The 22,745-nt window shown below is 61.8% G+C and carries 18 protein-coding genes; 13 read left to right on the forward strand and 5 right to left on the reverse strand.

What is annotated here, in order from left to right; genetic code table 11:
• Nucleotides 1-142: 142 nt before the first annotated feature.
• The gene (gene purU, locus C6V82_RS16455) at nt 143-997 is read left to right on the forward strand and encodes a formyltetrahydrofolate deformylase (protein WP_102587322.1); all 855 of its coding nucleotides are present in this window, start codon (nt 143-145) and stop codon (nt 995-997) included.
• 105 nt (nt 998-1,102) lie between these two features.
• On the opposite strand, the gene dinB is transcribed toward purU, so the two are convergent.
• Both dinB and lexA read right to left on the reverse strand, forming a co-directional pair.
• Nucleotides 1,103-2,158 carry a DNA polymerase IV gene (gene dinB, locus C6V82_RS16460; RefSeq protein WP_102587323.1) on the reverse strand — a complete coding sequence of 352 codons (1,056 nt, stop codon included), beginning with the start codon at nt 2,156-2,158 and terminating at the stop codon, nt 1,103-1,105.
• A gap of 15 nt (nt 2,159-2,173) precedes the next feature.
• Entirely contained in the window at nt 2,174-2,839 is a 666-nt protein-coding gene (gene lexA / locus C6V82_RS16465) for a transcriptional repressor LexA (RefSeq protein ID WP_102587324.1), read from the reverse strand.
• Between the two features lie 308 nt (nt 2,840-3,147).
• On the opposite strand from lexA, the gene C6V82_RS16470 reads away from it, so the two are divergent.
• The 4 genes from C6V82_RS16470 to C6V82_RS16485 are packed head-to-tail and all read left to right on the forward strand — an operon-like array spanning nt 3,148 to nt 5,974.
• The gene (locus tag C6V82_RS16470; RefSeq protein WP_102587325.1) at nt 3,148-3,816 is read left to right on the forward strand and encodes a TetR/AcrR family transcriptional regulator; all 669 of its coding nucleotides are present in this window, start codon (nt 3,148-3,150) and stop codon (nt 3,814-3,816) included.
• Entirely contained in the window at nt 3,813-4,331 is a 519-nt protein-coding gene (locus C6V82_RS16475) for a L,D-transpeptidase (RefSeq protein WP_102587326.1), read from the forward strand. The genes C6V82_RS16470 and C6V82_RS16475 overlap by 4 nt, the downstream gene beginning before the upstream one ends.
• Nucleotides 4,332-4,347: 16 nt before the next feature.
• Nucleotides 4,348-5,388, forward strand: a complete 1,041-nt coding sequence (nagZ, locus tag C6V82_RS16480; RefSeq protein ID WP_102587327.1) for a beta-N-acetylhexosaminidase — start codon at nt 4,348-4,350, stop codon at nt 5,386-5,388.
• A gap of 7 nt (nt 5,389-5,395) precedes the next feature.
• The gene (locus tag C6V82_RS16485) at nt 5,396-5,974 is read left to right on the forward strand and encodes a hypoxanthine-guanine phosphoribosyltransferase (RefSeq protein WP_102587328.1); all 579 of its coding nucleotides are present in this window, start codon (nt 5,396-5,398) and stop codon (nt 5,972-5,974) included.
• Between the two features lie 119 nt (nt 5,975-6,093).
• On the opposite strand, the gene C6V82_RS16490 is transcribed toward C6V82_RS16485, so the two are convergent.
• Both C6V82_RS16490 and C6V82_RS16495 read right to left on the reverse strand, forming a co-directional pair.
• Nucleotides 6,094-7,782 (reverse strand): AMP-binding protein, encoded by a 1,689-nt coding sequence (locus tag C6V82_RS16490; protein ID WP_102587329.1) that lies wholly within the window; start codon nt 7,780-7,782, stop codon nt 6,094-6,096.
• A gap of 101 nt (nt 7,783-7,883) precedes the next feature.
• Nucleotides 7,884-8,330, reverse strand: coding sequence for a MerR family transcriptional regulator (locus C6V82_RS16495; RefSeq protein ID WP_102587330.1), 447 nt, complete (start codon nt 8,328-8,330; stop codon nt 7,884-7,886).
• Between the two features lie 223 nt (nt 8,331-8,553).
• Here C6V82_RS16495 and C6V82_RS16500 point away from each other — a divergent pair, with 223 nt between their 5' ends.
• From C6V82_RS16500 to C6V82_RS16520, 5 genes are all read left to right on the forward strand, one after another.
• Nucleotides 8,554-9,720, forward strand: coding sequence for an acyl-CoA dehydrogenase family protein (locus C6V82_RS16500; protein WP_102587331.1), 1,167 nt, complete (start codon nt 8,554-8,556; stop codon nt 9,718-9,720).
• Nucleotides 9,721-9,734: 14 nt separating this feature from the next.
• Entirely contained in the window at nt 9,735-10,889 is a 1,155-nt protein-coding gene (locus tag C6V82_RS16505; protein WP_102587332.1) for an enoyl-CoA hydratase/isomerase family protein, read from the forward strand.
• Between the two features lie 46 nt (nt 10,890-10,935).
• The gene (gene mmsB, locus C6V82_RS16510) at nt 10,936-11,838 is read left to right on the forward strand and encodes a 3-hydroxyisobutyrate dehydrogenase (protein WP_102587333.1); all 903 of its coding nucleotides are present in this window, start codon (nt 10,936-10,938) and stop codon (nt 11,836-11,838) included.
• 140 nt (nt 11,839-11,978) lie between these two features.
• Nucleotides 11,979-13,160, forward strand: coding sequence for an acyl-CoA dehydrogenase (locus C6V82_RS16515; RefSeq protein ID WP_102587334.1), 1,182 nt, complete (start codon nt 11,979-11,981; stop codon nt 13,158-13,160).
• Between the two features lie 109 nt (nt 13,161-13,269).
• Entirely contained in the window at nt 13,270-14,490 is a 1,221-nt protein-coding gene (locus C6V82_RS16520) for a CaiB/BaiF CoA transferase family protein (RefSeq protein WP_102587335.1), read from the forward strand.
• 225 nt (nt 14,491-14,715) lie between these two features.
• On the opposite strand, the gene acnB is transcribed toward C6V82_RS16520, so the two are convergent.
• The gene (acnB, locus tag C6V82_RS16525; RefSeq protein WP_102587336.1) at nt 14,716-17,319 is read right to left on the reverse strand and encodes a bifunctional aconitate hydratase 2/2-methylisocitrate dehydratase; all 2,604 of its coding nucleotides are present in this window, start codon (nt 17,317-17,319) and stop codon (nt 14,716-14,718) included.
• 263 nt (nt 17,320-17,582) lie between these two features.
• Here acnB and C6V82_RS16530 point away from each other — a divergent pair, with 263 nt between their 5' ends.
• The 3 genes from C6V82_RS16530 to C6V82_RS16540 are packed head-to-tail and all read left to right on the forward strand — an operon-like array spanning nt 17,583 to nt 22,716.
• Complete coding sequence (locus tag C6V82_RS16530; RefSeq protein ID WP_102587370.1) at nt 17,583-18,065, forward strand: DUF1289 domain-containing protein; 483 nt, start codon at nt 17,583-17,585, stop codon at nt 18,063-18,065.
• A gap of 45 nt (nt 18,066-18,110) precedes the next feature.
• On the forward strand, nt 18,111-18,770 hold the full coding sequence (locus C6V82_RS16535) for a MiaE family protein (protein WP_102587337.1): 660 nt from the start codon (nt 18,111-18,113) through the stop codon (nt 18,768-18,770).
• Nucleotides 18,771-18,804: 34 nt separating this feature from the next.
• Entirely contained in the window at nt 18,805-22,716 is a 3,912-nt protein-coding gene (locus tag C6V82_RS16540) for an ATP-binding protein (protein ID WP_102587371.1), read from the forward strand.
• Nucleotides 22,717-22,745: the final 29 nt, after the last annotated feature.

Below are 22,745 nucleotides of genomic sequence, written 5' to 3' on the forward strand. Positions count from 1 at the left end.
TCGCTACAATACAGGCAAGCGATAATTCGAAACGGACGGCTTGAACAGGTGGTCTTGTGGTATTGCGTTCGATCCTTGTATTTCATCCTTCGGGCTCGGCGTATTAGCCCGGCAATTTGTCTACACATTCTATGGATAGCCGATGTCACATTATTATCGCCTGATGGTGTCTTGCCCCGACCGAGTGGGGATCGTTTCAAGGGTGTCCGGTTTCATTGCCGGCCACGGGGGCTCCATTACTGAAGCGAACCAGCACTCTGATCTCGACACCGGTTGCTTCTTCATGCGTTACGAGATTCTTGCCGATTCCATCGGTATGTCGGCGGATGAGCTTCGCCAGGCATTCGCCCCGATTGCCGAGGAATTCGACATGACATGGGCGCTGACCGATACCCGTAAGCGGCCAAGGGTGGTGTTGATGGTCTCGCGGGAATCCCACTGTCTGGTGGATCTGTTGTATCGCTGGACAGCTGGTGAACTGAATTGCGATATCGCCGCCGTGGTGTCCAACCATGAAGCGATGCGCGGGTTGGTCGAGTGGCACCAGATTCCCTATTACCGTGTGCCGGTAAAGGCAGGCGAAAAGCAGCAAGCCTTCGATGAAGTTCAGCGGCTGGTCGATGCGTCACGTGCCGACTGCGTGGTGCTTGCGCGCTACATGCAGATTCTGCCGCCAGCGCTGTGTGAGCGCTATGCCGGCCGCGTGATCAATATCCACCACAGCTTCCTGCCATCTTTCGCCGGTGCCAAGCCTTACCACCAGGCGTATCAGCGAGGCGTCAAGCTGATCGGTGCCACCTGCCACTACGTGACCGAGGAGCTCGATGCTGGTCCGATCATCGAACAGGACATCCATCGCGTCACCCATTGCCACACCCCCAATGATCTTGTGCGATTTGGACGCGATGTGGAAAAGGCCGTGCTGGCTCGCGGTTTGCGTTGGCATCTCGAGGATCGGGTGCTGATTCATGGCAACAAGACGGTGGTTTTCGCCTGAGGAAGTTGCCATGGAAGTCATGTGATGTCGTTCATCGAGCCGGTGCTGGCGCCCTGGCTATTGATCCTTGCCGGGCTGCTGTCGAGCCGTGTGCGTTGAGTTTGGTCAGATCGGCAGGGCAAGCTGGGATTGCTGAATCGGTGAGGCCAGCCTGACCCCGACACCCAGCAGGCGAACCGGGCGCTTGCCGCGTGACCAGGCTTGCTCGAGTAGCCTTGCGAAGCTGTCACGCGAAGGAGCCAGGCCGCGGCTCTCGAGGGTGGTGAGGCTGAAGTCGTTGAAACGTACCTTGACGAACACCCCGGCAAGCGATGGGTGTCCATGGCGTGCCAGGCGCTCGTTCAACCGCTCACCGAGTGGTTCGAGTGCCTCCAGGCATTGGGCCATGTTCGGCAGATCCTGTGCGAAGGTGGTTTCGACACTCACTGACTTGCGTTCGCGTTCCACCTTGACCGGTCGTTCGTCGATGCCTCGGGCCAACTCGAAAAGACGCTTTCCAAACTTTCCGAACTCGTCGACCAACTGCTCGAGTCCCAGTTGGCCAAGCTCTTCACAGGTGGTGATCCCCAATGCGGCGAGCCGGTTGCCAGTGGCGGGGCCAACGCCGTGCAGTTTCCTGACCGGCAAGGTGCGCAGGAAACGTGTGACGTCATCGGGAGGAATTACGGTCAGCCCATCGGGCTTGTCCCAGTCGCTGGCGATCTTGGCGAGGAACTTGGTGGGTGCAACGCCAACCGATACGGTGATCCCGGTGCGAGCCAGGCACTCCTGCTTCAGCCAGCGGGCCATCCAGGTAGCGCTGCCCTTGAAGCGGGTGACATCAGTCACATCGAGAAACGCCTCGTCGAGAGACAGCGGCTCCACCAGAGGCGTCAACTCATGGAACACCGCCTGGATCTGGTGCGATACCTCACGGTAACGCTCGAAATCGCCAGGCAGCAGCGTAAGGGTAGGGCATAGCCGCAGGGCCCGGGCGGTGGGCATTGCCGAGTGGATACCAAAGGCCCTGGCCGGGTAGTTGCAGGTGGCAATCACCCCTCGGCGTTCCGAACGACCGCCAATGGCCAGCGGGATGTCGCACAGGCTCGGGTCATCACGCATTTCCACGGCCGCGAAGAAACAGTCGCAGTCGGCATGCAGAATCTTGCGTACCTGGCTCATGGCGACCTCATGGCATCAACCGAGAGCCTGGCCATTGCCACCGCGAATCACTCCTACCCCGACTCCCTCGATCTCGAGTGCGTCATGGCGCAGATCCACCTCGATGGGGGAGAAGTCTTCATTTTCCGCCGTGAGCGTCACGCGATGTCCCTGTCGGTGAAAGCGCTTGACGGTGACATCCTCCTCCAGGCGCGCCACTACGATCTGGCCATCACGAACGCGATCTGTGCGATGCACCGCCAGCAGGTCACCTTCGAGGATCCCAATGTCCTTCATCGAGAGGCCGCGCACGCGCAGCAGGTAGTCTGCCCGGGGAGTGAAATATTCCGGTGGAAGAGGGCAGTAGCGGTCAATGTGCTCGGTGGCAAGGATGGGGCTGCCGGCGGCGACTTCGCCGATGATCGGCAACCCAAGGCCCTGCAGGGGCGGTTCGTCGTCGCTGGCTTCACTCTCCTGGGCGGGATCCTGGGCGGGCAGACGAATGCCTCGGGAGGTGCCGGCAATCATGCGAATCACACCCTTGCGCTCCAGGGCGCGCAGGTGTTCCTCGGCGGCATTCGGTGAGCGAAAGCCCAGGGCGCGTGCGATCTCTGCACGAGTGGGCGGATAGCCGAACTCGCTGATTGTCTTGACGATGACATCGTAGACATTCTGCTGGCGTTGGGTGAGGGGGCGTGACATGCGACCTCCGGTGACGGGTTGCAGCGATGGGACATCGCGAGAGGATTTCTCGATACGCTTGCCTGCCATGGGCGCCTTCTGAAGGGTGGGTGATCTCAAGAGCCATGCGCTATTTCGAGCAGTTCATTGGTCAAGTATACAGCATGGAAGTTCATCCAGTAAAAGTTGTCTTGCATGGCGTGGGGTGATGGATTGCGGGAAAGTGGCGTTTGAAACGCTGTCACCATCCGCGTTTAGGCTGATATCCTTAGTGAAGTAGACTTCTTGAACGTTTGAAACAGCTGTTTTCTGACAGGAACGATGAGTTTATGGACCAGACCGATACCGTCACGCGGATTCTTGACACGGCCGAGGTGCTGTTCGCTGAACGTGGCTTCGCCGAAACCTCGCTGCGCAACATCACCGGGAAGGCCCGGGTCAACCTGGCGGCGGTCAACTACCACTTCGGCTCCAAGAAGTCACTCATCCAGGCCGTGTTCTCCCGGTACCTGGACCCTTTCACCGAGCGCTTCCACCGTGCACTGGACGATCTAGAGGCGCGCTACCCTGACAAGGACATACCCCTCGAGGAGCTGTTGGAGACCATGGCGCGAACGGTGCTGGAGGTGCCTGCCGAGCGCCACAGCCTCAAGGTTTTCATGCGCCTGCTTGGCTTGGCCTACAGTCAGGCTCAAGGCCACATGCGGCGCTATATTCAGGAGGAGTATGGCAGCGCGTTCACGCGTTTCACCGAACTCGTTCGCCAGGCCACGCCGACCCTGCCCGATGCAGAACGCTTCTGGCGACTGCACTTCGTGCTGGGCTCGGTGATTTTCACCCTCTCGGGTCTCGATGCGTTGCGCGATATCGCTGAGAAGGATTACGGCGAACATGTCACCGTGCGCGACCTGATACGCCGCATGCGCCCCGTGGTGGTGGCGGCGTTGCAGGCGCCGCTGCCACCGGTACCTGCGCTGAGGAGCGAGGCCAGCGGATGATCACGCCGCGGCTTGCGGAGTTGCCGCCTGAGCAAGGGGGGTGGGTGTCGATCGACACGACGGCACAATGCCTCACGGTATGGCAAGGCAGGCTGGAGCTGAGCCACTTTCCGGTGTCGACTGGAGAGGCAGGCACCGGCCAACAGGAGGGGAGTGGCCAGACGCCGCTTGGATGGCATTACGTACGTGCCGCCATCGGTGATGGACTTCCGGCGGGCACGGTATTTCGTGGGCGCCGCCCCACCGGTGAGCTGTATGGCGACGCCTTGGCGCGTGCCCACCCGGGGCGCGACTGGATTCTGACCCGAATCCTGTGGTTGTGTGGCCTGGAACGTGGCGTGAATCGAGGTGGCAACGTCGATTCCCAGCGCCGCTATATCTATCTGCATGGCACACCACCCGACCAGCCCATGGGGCAAGCCCGCTCGCATGGCTGTGTGCGCCTGCGTGACGCCGACCTGCTGTCACTATTCGCGGTGGCTGTACCCGGGACGCCCGTATGGCTCCACGACTAGTCGAAGGAACTGCTCAATGACCAAGATGCTTGGTCCGGTGATGCTGGACCTGGAAGGCACTCGATTGACACCCGAGGAACGAGCGCTGCTGGCGCTGCCGGAAGTCGGTGGTGTGATCCTGTTCGCCCGCAATGTGGAGTCGGCGACGCAGGTGCGAGAGTTGTGCGACGCCATTCGCCGCATACGCCCGGGGCTGTTGCTGGCCATCGACCAGGAGGGCGGGAGAGTTCAGCGGTTGCGTAGCGGCGTCACCCGGCTGCCTTCCATGGGGCGGCTGGGTCGGGATTTCCAGGAATTACCGGAAGTCACCCTCAGGTTGTGCCGGGATGCCGGCTGGCTGCTGGGTATGGAGATGGCTGCGTGCGGTCTCGATCTCAGCTTTGCGCCCGTGCTCGACGTTGACGACGGCGTCTCGACGGTGATTGGCGACCGTAGCTTCGCGGCCGACCCAAGGGCCGTCAGTGCCATGGCGGGTGCCTTCGTCGATGGCCTGCATGAGGCCGGCATGGTGGCGGTTGGCAAGCACTTTCCCGGACATGGAGGCGTTGTCGCCGACTCCCATCATGAGCTTCCCGTGGATCCACGCCCGTTGGATACGCTGCGTGGCCACGACCTGGTACCGTTCACTGACCTGGCCTCGCGACTCGACGGCGTAATGCCGGCCCATGTGGTCTATTCGTCATTCGACCCACGGCCGGCAGGCTTTTCGCCTGCCTGGCTCGGAATGCTTCGCGAGAGCCTTGGTTTCAAGGGTGTGATCTTTTCCGACGACTTGAGCATGGCGGGCGCCGCGGCCACGGGGACGCCTGCCGAACGCGCCACGGCGGCGCTCTCCGCCGGATGTGACATGTTGCTGGTGTGCAATGATCGTGCGGCAGCCCTCGAGGTACTGAAGGCCTGCCAGGGTCGCGTTGCGCAGCGACTCTCGAAGCTGCGCTATGCCCGCGCCAGGCCCGAGATGGCAAGCCTGGGCGCGTTGTCCCGATGGCGCCGGGTGCATGCGCGCCTCGAGGCGTTGGCCAGCAGCCATCGCGAGAATCGAAACAATCATGAGTAGTGAGTCGATGCCGAAACTTGATCCTGATTATCATCAGCCCCTTGCCGAAATGCGCGAGATGATGGATACCGCCGATTGCCTGATCGACCAGCAGCAGGTCGAACGAGCCCTCGATCGCATGGCCGACGAAATCACCCGTGACCTGGGCGACAAGCTGCCGGTCTTCTATTGCGTGATGAATGGCGGATTGATTACCACGGGGCATTTATTGACTCGCCTGGGTTTTCCGCTCGAGGTCGACTACCTGCACGCCACCCGTTACCGGGGTGGGCTACGCGGTGGCGAGTTGTTCTGGCGAGTCTCGCCGGAGATCCCCATGGCCGGCCGGCATGTGGTGATCGTCGATGATATTCTTGACGAAGGCGCGACCCTCGCGGCGATCCTTGCCTACTGTCGCGAAGCGGGTGCGGCGAGCATTGCCACGGCGGTACTGGTCGACAAGCGCCATGATCGCAAGGCCGTCCCGGGTCTCAAGGCAGACTACTGCAGCCTTGAGGTGGTCGATCGTTACGTGTTCGGTTTCGGCATGGACTACAAGGGCTACTGGCGCAACGCTCCGGGGATTTTTGCCCCGAAGGGGTTGTAACCGCCCCTTCGGGGCGAGCTTTAAGCTGTCAGCTATAAGCTGTGAGAAAGACCCTACGAGCGCCAATTCTCGTAGGGTCTACTTACAGCTTCCGGCTTACAGCTCCCGGCGTAGCCGGGTTACAGTCCCAGTTCGTGGGTGGCTTCCTCACGCATCTTGAACTTCTGGATCTTGCCGGTGACCGTCATCGGGAACTCGTCGACGAACTTGACGTAGCGCGGCACCTTGTAATGGGCGATCTTGCCCTTGCAGAACGCCTTGAGCTCGTCGGCGGTCAGTTGCTGGTTCTCGGCAAGCTTGACCCATGCCATGACTTCCTCGCCATACTTTTCGTCGGGTACGCCAATTACCTGCACATCGGAAATTGCCGGGTGGGTGTAGAGGAAGTCCTCGATTTCGCGCGGGTAGATGTTTTCACCACCACGGATGATCATGTCCTTGATGCGTCCGACGATCGCCACATACCCCTCGTCGTCCATGGTCGCGAGATCGCCGGTATGCATCCAGCCGGCCTTGTCGATCGCCTTGTCGGTGGCTTCCTGATTGTTCCAGTAGCCGAGCATGACGCTGTAGCCGCGTGTGCAAAGTTCGCCGGTTTCCCCTCGTGCTACCGCCGCACCGGTCTCGGGGCTTACCAGCTTGACCTCGAGGTGAGGGTGGATGGTGCCGACCGTGGTCACGCGTTTCTCGAGTGGCGCGTCGGTCTGAGTCTGGAAGCTGACAGGGCTCGTCTCGGTCATGCCGTAGCAGATGGTCACGTCCTGCATGTTCATCTTGTCGATGACCTTGCGCATCACTTCGATGGGGCAGATGGAGCCCGCCATGATGCCGGTGCGCAGTGACGACAGGTCGTAGCTCTCGAAATCGGGATGTTCGAGCTCAGCGATGAACATGGTCGGTACGCCATAGAGCGTGGTGGCCTTCTCTTCAGCCACCGCACGCAGCGTGGATTCAGGATCGAAGCCATCTCCCGGGTAGATCATGGTGGCGCCATGGGTCACGCAGCCGAGGTTGCCCATCACCATGCCAAAGCAGTGGTACAGCGGAACCGGGATCACCATGCGGTCGGCTTCGCTCAAGTTCATGGTGCGAGCCACGTAGAACCCGTTGTTGAGAATATTGTGATGCGACAGGGTGGCGCCCTTGGGGGCGCCGGTGGTGCCGGACGTGTACTGGATATTGATCGGCTCATCGAACTGCAGGGTCGACTGACGTTCGGCCAACTGCTCGGCGGATACTTCATCGGCATGCTCAAGCAAGCCCTGCCAGGTGAGCATGCCGCTGAGCGCACGTTCCGCGTCCAGGCATATCACGCGCTTGAGCTCAGGCAAGCGCTGACAGGAAAGCGTACCGGGCACACCCTCACTCACCTCAGGGGCCAGCTCGGCCAGCGTGGCCACGTAGTCGGAAGACTTGAACATGCCCTGCAGGATCAGGGTCGAGGCGCCGGACTGCTTGAGCGCATACTCGAGCTCATGGCTCCGGTAGCTCGGGTTGATATTGACGAGGATGGCGCCGATCTTTGCCGTGGCGAACTGGGTGATGGTCCATTCCGCACAGTTGGGCGACCAGATGCCGACACGATCTCCCTTGTCGACGCCAAGCGCCAGCAGTGCACGTGCCGCCTGGTCGACAGCCTGCTGCAACTCGGTCCAGGTGTAGCGCAAGCCCTGGTGCAGGCTCAGCAGGGCATCACGATCGGCAAAGCGCGCAACGGTATCGTCGAAGCAGTCGCCAATGGTCTGGCCTTTCAGGGGCGTGTCACTCGTGCCGCTGACATAGCTGATCGGAGTGTGTTGGCGTGTCATGGTTTCCGTCTCTGATGGTGGCAAATTGTTTTACTGATTGTTGCTTCAGGGTCCGGGGTGCAAGCCGTCTGCAGGTGAGTTAAGCCGCTGTCGGTGTGTTATCAGTCGCCCAGGGTGTTCTCCAGGTTGGAAAGCACATCGCGTGCCCGGGTTTCGACGTCATCGAGCTCACGATGCATCAGGCGAATGTCCTCCAGCTGGCGCTCCAGGTTGGCCCGCTTGTCGGCAAGAATCTCCAGGAGGCGTTTCAACTGGCGCGCGTTTCCGTCGGGCATGGCGTCATACATCTCGACCACCTCGCGAATCTCGGCCAGCGAGAAACCCAAGCGCTTGCCGCGCAGCGTGAGCTTGAGGCGTACTCGATCCTTCTCACGATAGATTCGTGTCTGCCCTCGCCGCTGTGGCGCCAGCAGCCCTTCCTGCTCATAGAAGCGAATCGTGCGGGGTGTCACTTCGAACATCTTGGCCAAGTCGCCAATCGTGTAGGTTCGGCGCTGAAGGGCCAGGCCGCGGTTTGGCAGCGTAGCGTCCGATGTGCGCTGGTTCATTGGGTGTGTTCCTTTGTTTTTTGGCGGGATGGGCGCAACCCCGCCGCCTGTTGGCAACACTAGCCGAGGTTTACGTTAACGTAAAGTGTCTGTGAGGTCGGTCTTGTTCTACCATGGGGGTATTTGTGATGAACCTAGCAAGTGCTAGGTTGGTTTTCCGCATCCTGTCTTAAACCTCATACGATACAACGCACACCACAACGCGCAACACGAGGATACCGTGATGGACTTCTCCTTGACCGATGACCAGAGGGCGCTGGTCCAGGCCGCTGCCGATTTTTCTCGCGCCGAGCTCGCCGATCACGCCGCCGACTGGGATGCACGCTCGCATTTTCCCATCGATGTCATCCGCCGTGCGGGAGAGGCGGGGTTTCTCGGCGTCTACACCCCTGAAGCGCATGGTGGGCTTGGCCTCTCGCGTCTCGAGGCCTCACTGATCTTCGAGCAGTTGTCCCAGGGCTGTATCTCGACCACGGCCTATCTGACCATCCACAACATGGTGACCTGGATGGTGGCCAGTTGGGGAGACGATGCATTGCGTGAGCAATGGGTGCCCCGCCTGGTCAGTGGCGAGTGCCTGGGATGTTACTGCCTCACCGAACCAGGGGCAGGCTCCGACGCCGCCAACCTCAGGACTCGGGCGGTTCGCGAAGGAGATGAGTATGTGGTGTCGGGCAGCAAGATGTTCATTTCCGGTGCCGGGGCCAATGATGTCCTGGTGGTGATGGTGCGCACCGGTGAACCCGACAGCGGAGCGAGTGGCATTTCGACACTGCTGATTCCGGCTGATGCCGATGGCATCAGTTATGGCAAGAACGAAGAGAAGATGGGCTGGAAGAGCCAGCCGACCCGGCTGGTCAGCTTCGACGGCGTGCGGGTGCCGGTGGGTAACCGCCTGGGTGCCGAAGGCGAGGGCTTCAAGCTGGCCATGAAAGGGCTCGACGGCGGCCGCCTGAATATCGCCAGCTGTTCGCTCGGCGCGGCCCAGCACGCGTTGACGCTGGCGCGGAATTACCTGGGTGACCGCAAGCAATTCGGTCGCGAGCTTTCGAGCTTCCAGGCACTGCAGTTCAAGCTGGCCGATATGGCGACCGAACTCGTTGCGGCACGGCTGATGGTGCGTCAGGCGGCCTGGCGGCTCGACCAGGGCGATCCAGAGGCGACCGCCCACTGCGCCATGGCCAAGCGATTCGCCACCGACATGGGCTTCAACGTATGCAACGAAGCCCTGCAGCTGCATGGCGGCTACGGTTATCTCAAGGAGTTTCCCCTGGAGCGCATGGTACGTGACACTCGAGTGCATCAGATCCTCGAGGGCACCAACGAGATCATGCGTGTGATCGTCGCACGCCGGCTGCTGTCCGATGGCGTGATCGAATCGCTGCAATAAGGAGAATGTGATTGATGTCGGAACTTCCTGTGCTGTTCGACGAACTGCCCACCCGTGACGGTGGACGCATCGGCATGGCAGTCCTCAACGCCCCACGTGCCTTGAATGCGCTGTCGCTGGAGATGATTCACCAACTCGCCGACAAGCTCGATGCCTGGGCTCTGGACCCTGAGATCGTGGCGGTGTGGCTCGATGGCAGTGGCGAAAAAGCCTTTTGCGCCGGTGGTGATGTCGTTGCGCTCTACCGTTCCCTGATCGAACAGGAGGGCAATGCTTCGGCCGACCGCGACAGCCAATTCGCCGAGGCCTATTTTACCGCAGAGTATCGTCTCGACTACCACATACATACCTACCCCAAGCCGGTGATGGTGTGGGGGGATGGCATCGTGATGGGGGGTGGGCTCGGCCTGATGGCCGGAGCATCGCATCGCCTGGTGACCGAGACCACGCGCATCGCCATGCCGGAAATCACCATTGGCCTGTATCCGGATATCGGCGCTAGTTGGTTCCTCAATCGCATGCCGCCAGGCATTGGTGCCTATCTGGGGTTGACCGGTGCCCAGCTCAACGCCCGAGACGCCATCGACCTGGGCCTTGCCGATCACGTCGTTGCGCGGGATCAGCGCCAGTCGCTGCTCGAGGGGCTTCAAGAGGCAAGCTACGCAGACCGATCCGCGGTGGCGCTCAGGGCCGCCGTGCAAGGCGTGATCGACAGCTTCGAGCGGCGCGACGTGGCGCCAGATGGGCAAGTGATGCCGCATCTTGACCATCTGCAAGCGCTGGTTGGCCAGGTCGATGCTGCCACCGCCGTCGCGCGGATCCTCGCCGATGGTCGCGATGATGACTGGCTTGCCGCCAACCGCGGGCGTCTCGAGGTGGGGTGTCCGATCAGCGCGCGCCTGGTATGGGCGATGCTCGAACGGCATGCCCATACCAGCCTTGCCGATGCCTTCCGTGATGAACTGGGGCTGTCGGTGCAGTGTTGCCGTGTGGGTGATTTCGTCGAGGGTGTGCGGGCGTTGTTGATCGACAAGGACAAGCATCCGCGTTGGCGCCATGCCGATGTCGCGCAGGTGTCGCGTGATGATCTATTCGAGTTGATGACCTCTCCCTGGAGCAGCGATGCGCATCCTCTGCGCGACCTGGGCGTTGGCCATCGCATCGGTTGAGAAATGGGTTGAGAAACAGCTTGAGAAACGACTACAGGAGTACGACATGAAAATCGCCTTCATTGGCCTTGGTAACATGGGTGGCCCGATGGCCACCAACCTGGTCAAGGCCGGTCTCGACGTGACTGTCTTTGATCTGTCCGAGAGTGCCGTGCAGGCGCTTGAGTCGGAAGGCGCGAGGCGTGGTGAGAGTGCCGAAGCCACCGTGCAGGGGGCCGAGGTGGTCATCTCGATGCTACCTGCCGGCGCCCATGTCCGTGGGCTCTATCTGGGGCGCGATGGCGCGCCGGGCCTGCTCGACACCCTTACCGCCAAGCCGTTGATCATCGATGCCTCCACCATCTCGCCGGAGGATGCGCGCACGGTGGGTGCCGCCGCCGCCAAACGTGGCCTCAGTTACCTCGACGCACCGGTTTCCGGGGGCGTGGGCGGCGCCAAGGCGGGGACCTTGACCTTCATCGTCGGCGGTGACGCTGCGGGATTCGAGCAGGCGAAACCGGTGCTCGAGGCGATGGGCAAGAATATCTTCCACGCTGGGGATATCGGGTCTGGTCAGGTCGCCAAGATCTGCAACAACATGCTGCTGGGCATTCTCATGAGCGGCACTGCAGAGGCACTGGCGCTTGGCGTCAAGAACGGCATGGACCCGGCGGTGCTCTCGGAGATCATGAAGCAGAGCAGTGGCGGCAACTGGGCGCTCAACGTCTACAATCCCTGGCCGGGTGTCATGGAGGGTTCCGCTGCCTCGCGTGACTACCAGGGCGGTTTCCTGACCGATCTGATGGCCAAGGACCTGGGCCTGGCCTGGGAGCTGGCGCTAGGGTCGAAATCGAGCGTGCCGATGGGCTCCCAGGCGCGCAACCTGTTCGCATTGCACAGCGCCCAGGGCAATGGCGGGCTTGATTTCTCCAGCATCCAGACCCTCTATCGGGCGGGTGACTCCTCCTGATAGGCGGGGAGGGCCAGTGACAGCGACGGGCACCTGCGGGTGCCCGTCGTCGTTTCATGATAGGGGTTGGCAACAGGACATTTTTGATCTACATTTAATCAAAATGTAGAAATTATTAACTTGGCCAGCGAGGACACGTCATGAGCCAGATTACCCCCGTCACCTGGGAAGACCCCTTTCGCCTGATCGACCAGCTCAGCGAAGAAGAGCGGATGGTCCAGCAGACCGCTCACGACTACTGCCAGGAAAAGTTGCTGCCGCGTGTGCTCGAGGCCAACCGCCATGAGCACTTCGATCCCGCCATCCTGAGCGAGATGGGTGAGCTTGGCCTGCTTGGCGCCACCATCGATGGTTATGGCTGCGCCGGGCTCAACTACGTAAGCTATGGGCTGATCGCTCGCGAGGTGGAGCGGGTCGATTCCGGCTACCGCAGTGCCATGAGCGTGCAGTCGAGCCTGGTGATGTACCCGATCCATGCCTTTGGCAGCGAAGCGCAGCGCGAGAAGTACCTGCCGAAACTCGCCACCGGTGAGTGGGTGGGCTGCTTCGGCCTGACGGAACCCGACCACGGGTCTGACCCGGGCGGCATGACGACCCGTGCGACCCGCACCGATAGCGGCTGGCGCATCAACGGCACCAAGACCTGGATCACCAACTCGCCGATTGCCGATGTCTTCGTGATATGGGCCAAGGACGACGAGGGTGTGATCAACGGCTTCATCCTCGAGAAGGGCATGAAGGGCCTTTCGGCACCCAAGATAGAGGGCAAGTTCAGCCTGCGTGCCTCGATCACCGGCCAGATCGCCATGCAGGATGTCGAAGTCTCCGATGAACAGCGCTTGCCTAACGTGACCGGCCTGAAGGGGCCTTTCTCGTGCCTCAACCGTGCCCGCTACGGCATCGCCTGGGGCAGCATGGGAGCCGCCGAGGCGTGCTGGCATGCCGCCCGCGAGTACACCATGGAGCGCAAGCAGTTCGGGCGCCCCTTGGCCGCCAATCAGTTGATCCAGAAGAAGCTTGCCGATATGCAGACCGAGATTGCCCTGGGGCTGCAGGCAGCGCTGCGAGCAGGGCGCATGATCGATGATGGCCAACTGGTGCCCGAGGTCATTTCGTTGATCAAGCGCAACAACTGCGGCAAGTCGCTGGATATCGCTCGTGTTGCCCGCGATATGCACGGTGGCAACGGTATTTCGGATGAATACCATGTGATCCGACACGTGATGAACCTGGAAGCCGTCAACACCTACGAGGGCACCCACGATGTCCATGCGCTGATCCTTGGTCGCGCCCAGACAGGGCTGCAGGCCTTCACCGGTTGAGTAACAGGCTGATGAAAACGCGGGGCGCCGGGGGCGCCTCCTCGGCGACCTGCCGCCGGGTCAGACCCGAGTGGTGCCACTATCGGCACACGGTAGCAAGGAGCTCAAGATGAGCGGACCGCTGGAGGGCATCACGGTGCTCGACATGTCGCGGGTACTGGCCGGCCCCTGGGCCGGCCAGCTCCTCGCCGACCTCGGTGCCAGGGTGATCAAGATCGAACATCCCAAGCGGGGTGACGATACCCGAGGCTGGGGGCCGCCCTGGCTTGGCCAGGGCGATAGCCCGCAGGAACATGACCTCGAACGGGTGGCGGCGTATTACCTGTGTGCCAATCGCGGCAAGCAGTCGCTCGCCGTGGATATCGCCAGCGAGCAAGGGCAGGCGCTGATTCGCCAGTTGGCCGAAGGCGCCGATATCGTGCTGGAGAACTTCAAGGTCGGCGGGCTTGCCCGCTACGGGCTCGATTACCCCTCCTTGCACAAACTCAATCCACGCTTGATAGGCTGCTCGATTACCGGCTTCGGCCAGGATGGCCCCTATGCGCATCGAGCCGGGTACGACTTCATGATCCAGGCCATGGGCGGGTTGATGAGCCTTACCGGTGAGCCGGATGGCATGCCGATGAAGACGGGTGTGGCAATCACCGATGTCATGACCGGCCTCTATGCCACGGTAGGCGTGCTGGCCGCCCTGCAGGAGCGCGCCCGAACGGGTCTGGGGCAGCACATCGACGTGGCGCTGCTCGATGTCCAGGTGGCCACTCTCGCTAACCAGGCGCTGAACACACTGGTCAGCGGTGCCTCACCGCAGCGCCATGGCAATGCTCACCCCAATATCGTTCCTTACCAGGCGTTCGCATGTGCCGATGGTCATCTCGTGCTCACGGTCGGCAACGATGCTCAATTCGCGCGTTTCGCAAGCCTGTTGGGTCATCCGGAGTGGGCCGAAGACCCAGCCTATGCGACCAATGCGGCACGTGTAGGTAACCGCGAGGCACTGGTGCCGATGATCCAGTCTCGGTTGCTAAACCGGCAGCGCGATGAATGGCTGGCCGACCTCGAGGCCCGCGGCATTCCGGCGGGGCCGATCAACTCGCTTGCCGAAGTGTTCGAAGACCCCCAGGTGTGTCACCGAAAGATGCAACGGACGCTTACCAGTGGTGGGCGCGACGTTCCACAGGTCGCGAACCCGCTGCGCTTCGATGGCGAGTCGGCGACAAGCGATGTGGCGCCACCCGGAATCGGCCAGGACAGCGACCGGATTCTCACCGAGATGGGGCTGACCCAGGACGACATCCTGCGTTTGAGGAACGCTGGCGTGGTGCGTTGAGGGTTGCCGCTTCGCGCACCCCGCACCGTCGATGCGCCTTCTGAGTGTCCCGGAGTCATGCCTGACCAGGCCTCCGACTCTTGGCGTGGGCGCACGGTGACGTGTCTTTCGAACGAAAAAAGCGCCCCTTGGGGCGCTTCTGTCATCGGCTCAGGCCACCGCTCGCGGTGGCCATCGATGTTGCGAGCATCGGAGTCGAACTTGATTCTATCAGAACAAGGGGTATCAGGCTTCCTGTGCGATCGGAATCACGTTGGACGCTGCGTTCTGATACTCCTCGATTTCGTGGAAGTTCATGTAGCGGTAGATTTCACCCGACATGGCGTCGAACTCGCTCATGTAGCGGCGATACTCATCGACGCTCGGCAGGCGACCTTCCACGGCGGCCACCGCCGCCAGTTCCGCGGACGCCAGGTAGACATTGGCGCCGTCACCCAGGCGATTGGGGAAGTTGCGGGTGGAGGTGGAGACCACCGTGCTCTTGGCGGCCACGCGCGCCTGGTTACCCATGCACAGCGAGCAGCCGGGCATTTCCATGCGTGCACCGGCGCGGCCATAAATGCCGTAATACCCTTCCTCGGTCAGCTGGTGCTGGTCCATCTTGGTCGGCGGTGCCAGCCACAGGCGAGTCTTCAGGCTACCGGCCGGTTGCTTCTCGAGCAGCTTGCCCGCGGCACGGAAGTGGCCGATGTTGGTCATGCACGAGCCGATGAACACCTCATCGATCTTCTCGCCGGCAACCTCGGAGAGCAGGCGCGCGTCGTCCGGGTCGTTGGGTGCGCACAGAACCGGCTCCTTTAGCTCGGCCAGGTCGATTTCGATGACCTCGGCATACTCGGCATCCTTGTCGGCACGCATCAGGCTCGGGTTGGCCAGCCACTCTTCCATGCCAAGAATGCGGCGCTCGATGGTGCGCTTGTCACCATAGCCGTTGGCGATCATCCACTTCAGCAGCGTGATGTTCGACTTCAGGTACTCGCTGACGCTCTCCTCGGAAAGCGTGATGGTGCAACCCGCGGCACTCCGTTCTGCGGAGGCGTCGGAGAGTTCGAAGGCCTGCTCGACGGTCAGATCCTCGAGACCTTCGATTTCCAGCACGCGACCCGAGAAGGCGTTCTTCTTGCCAGACTTGGCGACAGTCAGCAGGCCCTGCTTGATGCCGTAGTAGGGTATGGCGTGAACCAGGTCGCGCAGGGTGACGCCGGGCTGGCGCTGACCCTTGAAGCGCACCAGGACCGATTCCGGCATATCCAGTGGCATCACGCCAGTGGCGGCGGCAAAGGCCACCAGGCCGGAACCGGCCGGGAAGGAGATGCCCAGCGGGAAGCGGGTGTGGGAATCGCCGCCGGTACCCACGGTATCTGGCAGCAGCATGCGATTCAGCCAGCTGTGGATGATGCCATCGCCGGGCCGCAGGGAGACACCACCGCGGTTCATGATGAAGTCGGGCAGGGTGTGGTGGGTGTCCACATCGACAGGCTTCGGGTAGGCCGCGGTGTGACAGAATGACTGCATCACCAGGTCGGCCTGGAAACCGAGGCAGGCAAGATCCTTGAGCTCGTCACGGGTCATTGGGCCGGTGGTATCCTGGGAGCCCACGGTGGCCATCTTCGGTTCGCAGTACATGCCCGGACGCACGCCGTCCATGCCACAGGCCTTGCCGACCATCTTCTGGGCCAGGGTGAAGCCGCGGCCGGTGTCCTTCGGTTGTTCCGGCAGACGGAACACGTCCGATTGTGGCAGGCCCAGCGACTCACGTGCCTTGGTGGTCAGGCCGCGGCCGATGATCAACGGAATACGGCCACCGGCGCGCACTTCGTCGAGGATCACCTGGGTCTTGAGTTCGAAGGTGCTGACGACCTCGTCGGTGCCGTGCTTGCAGACCTTGCCCTGATAGGGGTAGATGTCAATGACATCGCCCATCTCGAGGTTGGATACATCCATCTCGACGGGCAGGGCGCCTGCATCTTCCATGGTGTTGAAGAAGATCGGTGCGATCTTGCCACCGAAACAGAAGCCGCCCGCGCGCTTGTTGGGAACGTTGGGGATGTCGTCACCGAAGAACCATAGCACCGAGTTGGTGGCCGACTTGCGCGATGAACCAGTGCCCACCACATCGCCGACATAAGCAACGGGGAAACCCTTTGCCTTGACGTCCTCGATCTGCTTGAGCGGGCCTGTGGTACCGGGCACTTCCGGTTCGATACCGTCGCGCTCATTCTTGAGCATGGCATTGGCATGCAGCGGGATATCGGGGCGCGACCAGGCATCCGGAGCGGGTGAGAGGTCATCGGTATTGGTTTCGCCGGGTACCTTGAACACCGCAAGCGTGATCTTCTCGGCAAGCTCGGGCTTGGCGAGGAACCACTCGGCGTCGGCCCAGGACTGCACCACGTCCTTGGCGACGGCATTGCCGTTCTTGGCACGTTCTTCCACGTCATGGAAGGCGTCGAACATCAGCAGAGTGTGCTTGAGCTGTTCTCCCACTTCCTTGGCCAGTTCCTGGTCGTCGAGCAGCTCGACCAAGGTGACGATGTTATAGCCGCCTTGCATGGTGCCAAGCAGCTTCACGGCGTGAATCTTGTCGATCAGGGGGGAGGTGGCCTCGCCCTTGGCCAGCGCGGTCAGGAAGCCCGCCTTGACGTAGGCAGCCTCGTCAACACCCGGTGGAACGCGATTGGTGATCAAGTCGAGGACGAATTCCTCTTCACCGGCTGGCGGCGACTTCAGCAGTTCGATAAGTGCGGCGACCTGCTCAGCGTTCAGCGGCTTGGGTGGAACACCCTCGGCGGCACGCTCCTCGACATGTTGGCGGTAGGCTTCAATCACGTTGGGGCCCTCATCGGTGGTGATTGCCAGGACATGATCAAGTGACGTGAAACGGTGGCAATTGATCGTTCTGGCGGGTGAAACAGGGGTGAAGGACGCCCTGTCTGCGATGGCGCCGAGTCTACTCGAAACTGTCGACAATGTTAAGCGAGGCCCAGCGCCAGGGCCTTGGACTTTGGTCTGCGTGATGTCCGTCCTGCTACAGGATGTCACCGAGCCCTTGGCGCGTTACCATGGATGACTCGCTGAACCAGAGAGATCCCATGTCTGCCAGCCAATCTTTTGCGCCTGCTCGTCGACGCACATCGTCAGGGGTGATCGTCTCGCCCTGCGTCGGTCTGTGTTCCACCACCCTTGGCGATCGCACTTGCCGGGGATGTCAGCGCGCCGACAGCGAGATCCATGATTGGCCCGGTCTTTCACACGACGAACGCCGTGCTCGCCTGGTAGCACTCGACTCCCTGCGCGAGGCCGTCGCCGGACGCTACCTGCAACTGCTCGACAGCGATGCGTTCGATGCCCAGATGCGGCGCCACCGTATTCGCTCCCGGTCCGATCAGCCGGGGTTATCGAAGGCGGTAGAGCTGCTCAGAGTGGGGCGCGATCGAATTCGCGACCTGCGTTGCTATGGTCTGGCGCCATTGGGTGAGGCGCGTCACCTCTCTGTTGCAGAACTCCATGACCGGATTGCCGCCGATCTGGCCAGTGCCGCAGAATTGCGCCGGATCAGCCTTGCCGATTCCTGACACCCGCATGGCCATCGACGAAGGCCATCGCCTAGAGCCATTATCATGCCAGTAGCCGATTCTCCTCGCCCGCCCGAACGCACTGTCAGCCCCGATACGGATGCGTTGCTGCCCAGCCAGTTGCTTGACTTCCTGGGGTGTCGAACGCCCGATGCCTGGCTTGACTGGGCACTCGACAACACCGAATTACTGTTGATCGACCATGCGCAATGCGAGAAGAAAGCGGCTTCCACCGCGATGAGTCTGCTTTACCGGTATGTCGACCGGCCATTATTGTTGTCAAAGATGTCTCAACTGGCCCGTGAGGAGTTGCTGCATTTCGAGCAGGTGGTGACGTTGATGGAGGCCCGCGGCATTGGCTATCGTCATCTCAGCGCGTCACGCTATGCCGAAGGGTTGCGGCGGCATGTTCGCCCTCAAGACCCCGAGCGACTGGTCGATATCTTGATCATCGGTGCCTTTATCGAGGCTCGCAGTTGCGAGCGCTTTGCCCGGCTCATTCCGCATCTCGACAGTGAGCTTGCAAAGTTCTATCGCAGTCTGGTTAAGTCGGAAGGACGCCACTATGAAGATTACCTGATGCTGGCACGTGAGTACGCCGCATCATCTATCGAGTCACGAATTGCCTTGTTTGCCGCCCACGAAGCGGAACTGGTGCAGACGCCCGACACGGCGTTTCGTTTTCACAGCGGCGTGCCTGCCTGAAGGCCGCCGCCATCGACTGGCAGGACCGACCATGATGCGGAAGCCCTCCGACGTCGTAGACACCAACGAGCAGAATCAACTGGCGCTGTTCGGCCACTTCTCGCTGACCCTCGGCGAGGATGTGGTAACGCAGTTCAGCTATGACAAGGTGAAAGCGCTACTGGTTTACCTGCTGCTGCATAGTCAGCCGGTCAATCGCGCCACCCTGGCGGAGCTGCTGTGGCCCGACCAGGGATTGTCGTCGGGACGCACCAATCTCAGGCATGCACTGCATTGCCTGCGCCAGTCGTTGGGCGAGGAGGCGGAACGTGTACTGGTAGTGTCGCGACAGACCATCGCCTTCCGGCTGCCGGAAAGCTGGCGCTTCGATCTACTGGAAGTCCAGGGGTTGCTCGACGACGAGCGAGACCTGGCCACCCTGGCCGCGCTGCTCGAACGCTACAACGGTGATCTGGTGGAAGAGTTGCAGCTGCCAGCTTGTGGTGATTACCAGCGGTGGTTGCTGCAGGTGCGCAACGAATGGCGGCAGCGTGTCATTCGCTTCGCCGAGGCGGCGCTTGAGCAACATGACAATGTGCCAGACAGGCTTCTCTATGACCTGGTCAGCCGCTTCCCGGGTTATGGTCCATTTCACGAACGGTTGGTACACCAGCTCGCTGATCAAGGCCAGTTGGCCGCCGCTCATGAACAATACAATGCCTACCTTCAACTTCTCGCGCTCTCGGGACAGCAGCCGGAGCCGGCCTTCCTGCAACTGGCGCGTTACTGGTCGGATGCCGGCAGTGACTCGGTTCAAGCGGGTAGCGTAGGCTTCTCGCGAATACTTGCTGCCGATAGCGCACCGCTGCGCGAGGATGAGATCGAGCAGCGCCAGTTGTCGGTGATGGCCATCCGGCTGCGCCTCAAGGGTGACCTGTCGTCGCGGGCGGGTAGCCGCGCCTGCTTGATGTTGCAGTTCGAATTGATGCGCTGGCTCGAGCAGCAGTGCCATCATCTCGGCGGGTTCTGGCTCCCGGGTGCCACCGGTGGGTTGGGGCTTGCCTGTTTCGGCACCCATGGCCCCGCTCACCAGCTGGCCGAACTGGTGGCGTTGTACGAGCACTGCCGCCGGATGCTGCCTGACGAATCGGCGCGACACTGGAGCGGCGAGGGCGAGCCTCCCCAGGTGGCGCTTGCTGCCGGTCTCAACAGTGGCCGGGTGATCTATCTGCCTGAGCGCCATATGGTCGACCCGCTGGGGCAGGTTACCCAGGGGTCGCTTGAACTGATGAACGCTGCCGAAGGCAGTGAGCTGGTGATCTCCCAGGAAGCTAGCCAGCACATGCCACCAGCGCTCGACCTGCAGCCACGGCTGAGTTCACGGCTGGTGGCCAGTGACGGTCGCGTACGCTTGCGAGCGCTGGTGCTGGGCACTAACGAGGGTGGGCGCGAAGCGCTGCCGCCGAGCCTGGTGGGGCGCGAAAGCCAGCTAAGAACGTTGCGTGATGCGTTGGCGCGGGCCGGTATCGGTCTGCGTCAGAGCGTGCTGGTACGTGGCCCTTCCGGTATGGGCAAGTCGGCATTGATGGTGGGCTTTCGGCAACTCGAGCAGAGTCGTGATGCTGCCATCTGCTGGCAGCCAACCACGCGTTTGTCGGTGCAGGAACCGTATGGCGTCGCCAGGCATCTGCTGCGCTGGCGGCTGGGTGGCGAGATTACGACCGATGCCTTCAACGCACTGCTTGAAACGCTGTCCGTACCCGTGCCCGACGAAGAGCGCCGTCAACTGCTGGAAGAGGCGCTTGGAGTGCGTGATCCGCGCGAGGTCGCGGTGCTGGCCCAGAGCGGCGAGGCGGTCGAACTGGTGGTCGGCATGTTGCACCGCTTGATCACTGCACTTGCCGCCGAACGTACCCTGGTGCTGATGATCGATGACCTGCAGTGGCTCGATGAGCCCTCCTTCAAGGTGCTGGCGGGGTTGCAGGCGCGCTTGCCGATCAACTGCGCTTTCCTGCTGGTGGCAAGCCACCATGGGCGCGAGGTGTTGCCGGCGAAGCTGCACTGGGATCAGCAGATCTCCCTTGGTCGCCTCGATGCCATTCAGTCTTCACACTTGCTGTCGCAGCTGTCACGACGCTACCGGATCCATCTCAGTCCGCGCTTGCGAGGCCAGATCATCGAGCGCTGCGACGGTGTGCCGCTCTATCTTCAGGAAATCTGCCGTCGCGTCGACCTGGATCGGCGCGAGGGACGTAGCGTGCAGCTCGATGAACTTCCGCATGGCCTGCTGGGGCTTTTGGCAAGCCGCATCGATCAACTCGATGCCGACCGCGAGGTGGCTCACGTATCGGCGGTGCTCGGTCGACGGTTCCGCTTCGATTTCCTGGCTGAATGCAGTGGTTGGGAGAAACCGCGCCTTTGCCAGGCGCTCGAGCAGATGCGCAGGCTCGAGATAATCGAGCCGGTTGAAGGCGACGACGATGGTCGTGAATATCAGTTCACCCATCAATTGTTGCAGGAAGCCGCCTATCTGTCATGTCCGCGAGATGTGCGTGTGTCCATTCACCGCCAGGTCGTCGAATTGATCGAAGAGCACTTCCCGATGTGGATCAGCCGCCATCCCGGGGACTTCGCCACCCACCTGCGGCGCAGTGGCCACTATGCGCGTGGGGCGCGTTACTTCGAACTTGCGGCGCGTGAGGCACTCAAGGTCAGTGCCAATCGTACGGCACTCAAGATGGCCGATTTTGGTCTGGCGAGTCTGCGTCATGTCGAAGATCAGGCCGAGCGCGAGGTTAGCCTGCTGACCGTTCGTGGTCAGGCGGCCTTCGCCCTTGAAGGCCATGGCTCGCCCACCGCCCACGAGAGTTTCGTTCGAGCGCGCGAACTGCTGGCGGGGCTGGATACCTCCGATGAAGACAGCGACGACCTGGAGCAGGCCTTCCTGGTCAAGTGGGGGCTGTGGGTGGGGTGTAGCCAGCGACATGCGCATGCCGACGCGTTCCATCTGGCATCAAGGCTGGCTGACCTTGCGCAGAGGCTCGATGACCCGCGCTATCGGCGCCTGGCGGAGTACTCGCGGGCCAGCTGCGAGTATTGGGCCGGGCGCATCCAGCTTGCCTATGACCATCTGGAAGAGATCAACCCTCTTGAATCGCCGATGATGATCGAGTGGCTGCCGTTCTCCGATCACCCGCAAGTGGCTGCCGCCTGCTTCCAGGGCTGGGCACTGTGCCTGCGTGGTGACTACCGCCGTGCCGAGCAGCATATCGAGGCGGCGATTCGTCTGGCCGAACGCTTCAACCACCCGGGAAGTCTGGCCATGGCGTTGCTGTATGCCGCATCGCTCTATCGCCAGTTGGGGCATGTACACCTGGCCGCCGCCCGTGCCGAACGCGCCTTCGAGCTGACGGGGTCGCCAGACCTGCACCTGTGGCAGATTGCCGCACGTGGTGTGCTTGGTTGGCAGCGCGCACTGTCGGGCGACCGCGACGGCCTGGCCCAGGTGGAAGCGTCCCTCGAGGAACTCACCGAGCTGACCGGGCGCGACCGTTTTCAGCGGCCCGCGCTGTGGTATTCGGATGCTTGTATCAGTGTCGGTGAATTGACGCGAGCCGAGGACTACCTGGACCAGACGCTGTTTCTGGCCCGCGAGCAGAGCACCTTGTACGTTCCTGAGCTGGCATTGCAGCTGGCGCGGGTTCGCCACCGTCTCGGTCGCTCACGCGAGGCGGTGCGTTTGCTTATCGAGCAGGCCCAGACCCAGGCCCGCGAAGCTGGCAACCTGCACCAGCAACTAAGCGCGCTTTCCATGTGGCTGACCTACATCGACGAAAGTGACGACGACGTGCGTGACGAGTTCCGGCGCTTGCTGTCCGAGGCGACCCCGAGCGATGCACCGATTCTGATGCGTTGGCGCAGTCAGTTGGATCGTACCCTTTCCCATGCGGCCGACATGACATCGTGACCGTCATTCACCCATGGCCTTGCGCTTGA

The sequence above is a fragment of the Halomonas urumqiensis genome (genome assembly GCF_003028575.1).
Taxonomy (GTDB): Bacteria; Pseudomonadota; Gammaproteobacteria; order Pseudomonadales; family Halomonadaceae; genus Halomonas; species Halomonas urumqiensis.

Bases quoted from the DNA above. Each gene is read 5' to 3' on its own strand.
- nagZ (WP_102587327.1), top strand. From the start codon at position 4,348: ATGACCAAGATGCTTGGTCCGGTGATGCTGGACCTGGAAGGCACTCGA.
- dinB (WP_102587323.1), bottom strand. From the start codon at position 2,158: ATGAGCCAGGTACGCAAGATTCTGCATGCCGACTGCGACTGTTTCTTC.
- C6V82_RS16515 (WP_102587334.1), top strand. From the start codon at position 11,979: ATGAGCCAGATTACCCCCGTCACCTGGGAAGACCCCTTTCGCCTGATC.
- C6V82_RS16535 (WP_102587337.1), top strand. From the start codon at position 18,111: ATGCCAGTAGCCGATTCTCCTCGCCCGCCCGAACGCACTGTCAGCCCC.
- C6V82_RS16495 (WP_102587330.1), bottom strand. From the start codon at position 8,330: ATGAACCAGCGCACATCGGACGCTACGCTGCCAAACCGCGGCCTGGCC.
- C6V82_RS16540 (WP_102587371.1), top strand. From the start codon at position 18,805: ATGCGGAAGCCCTCCGACGTCGTAGACACCAACGAGCAGAATCAACTG.
- C6V82_RS16500 (WP_102587331.1), top strand. From the start codon at position 8,554: ATGGACTTCTCCTTGACCGATGACCAGAGGGCGCTGGTCCAGGCCGCT.
- C6V82_RS16520 (WP_102587335.1), top strand. From the start codon at position 13,270: ATGAGCGGACCGCTGGAGGGCATCACGGTGCTCGACATGTCGCGGGTA.
- purU (WP_102587322.1), top strand. From the start codon at position 143: ATGTCACATTATTATCGCCTGATGGTGTCTTGCCCCGACCGAGTGGGG.
- C6V82_RS16530 (WP_102587370.1), top strand. From the start codon at position 17,583: ATGTCTGCCAGCCAATCTTTTGCGCCTGCTCGTCGACGCACATCGTCA.
- mmsB (WP_102587333.1), top strand. From the start codon at position 10,936: ATGAAAATCGCCTTCATTGGCCTTGGTAACATGGGTGGCCCGATGGCC.
- C6V82_RS16490 (WP_102587329.1), bottom strand. From the start codon at position 7,782: ATGACACGCCAACACACTCCGATCAGCTATGTCAGCGGCACGAGTGAC.
- C6V82_RS16475 (WP_102587326.1), top strand. From the start codon at position 3,813: ATGATCACGCCGCGGCTTGCGGAGTTGCCGCCTGAGCAAGGGGGGTGG.
- C6V82_RS16470 (WP_102587325.1), top strand. From the start codon at position 3,148: ATGGACCAGACCGATACCGTCACGCGGATTCTTGACACGGCCGAGGTG.
- C6V82_RS16485 (WP_102587328.1), top strand. From the start codon at position 5,396: ATGCCGAAACTTGATCCTGATTATCATCAGCCCCTTGCCGAAATGCGC.
- lexA (WP_102587324.1), bottom strand. From the start codon at position 2,839: ATGTCACGCCCCCTCACCCAACGCCAGCAGAATGTCTACGATGTCATC.
- C6V82_RS16505 (WP_102587332.1), top strand. From the start codon at position 9,735: ATGTCGGAACTTCCTGTGCTGTTCGACGAACTGCCCACCCGTGACGGT.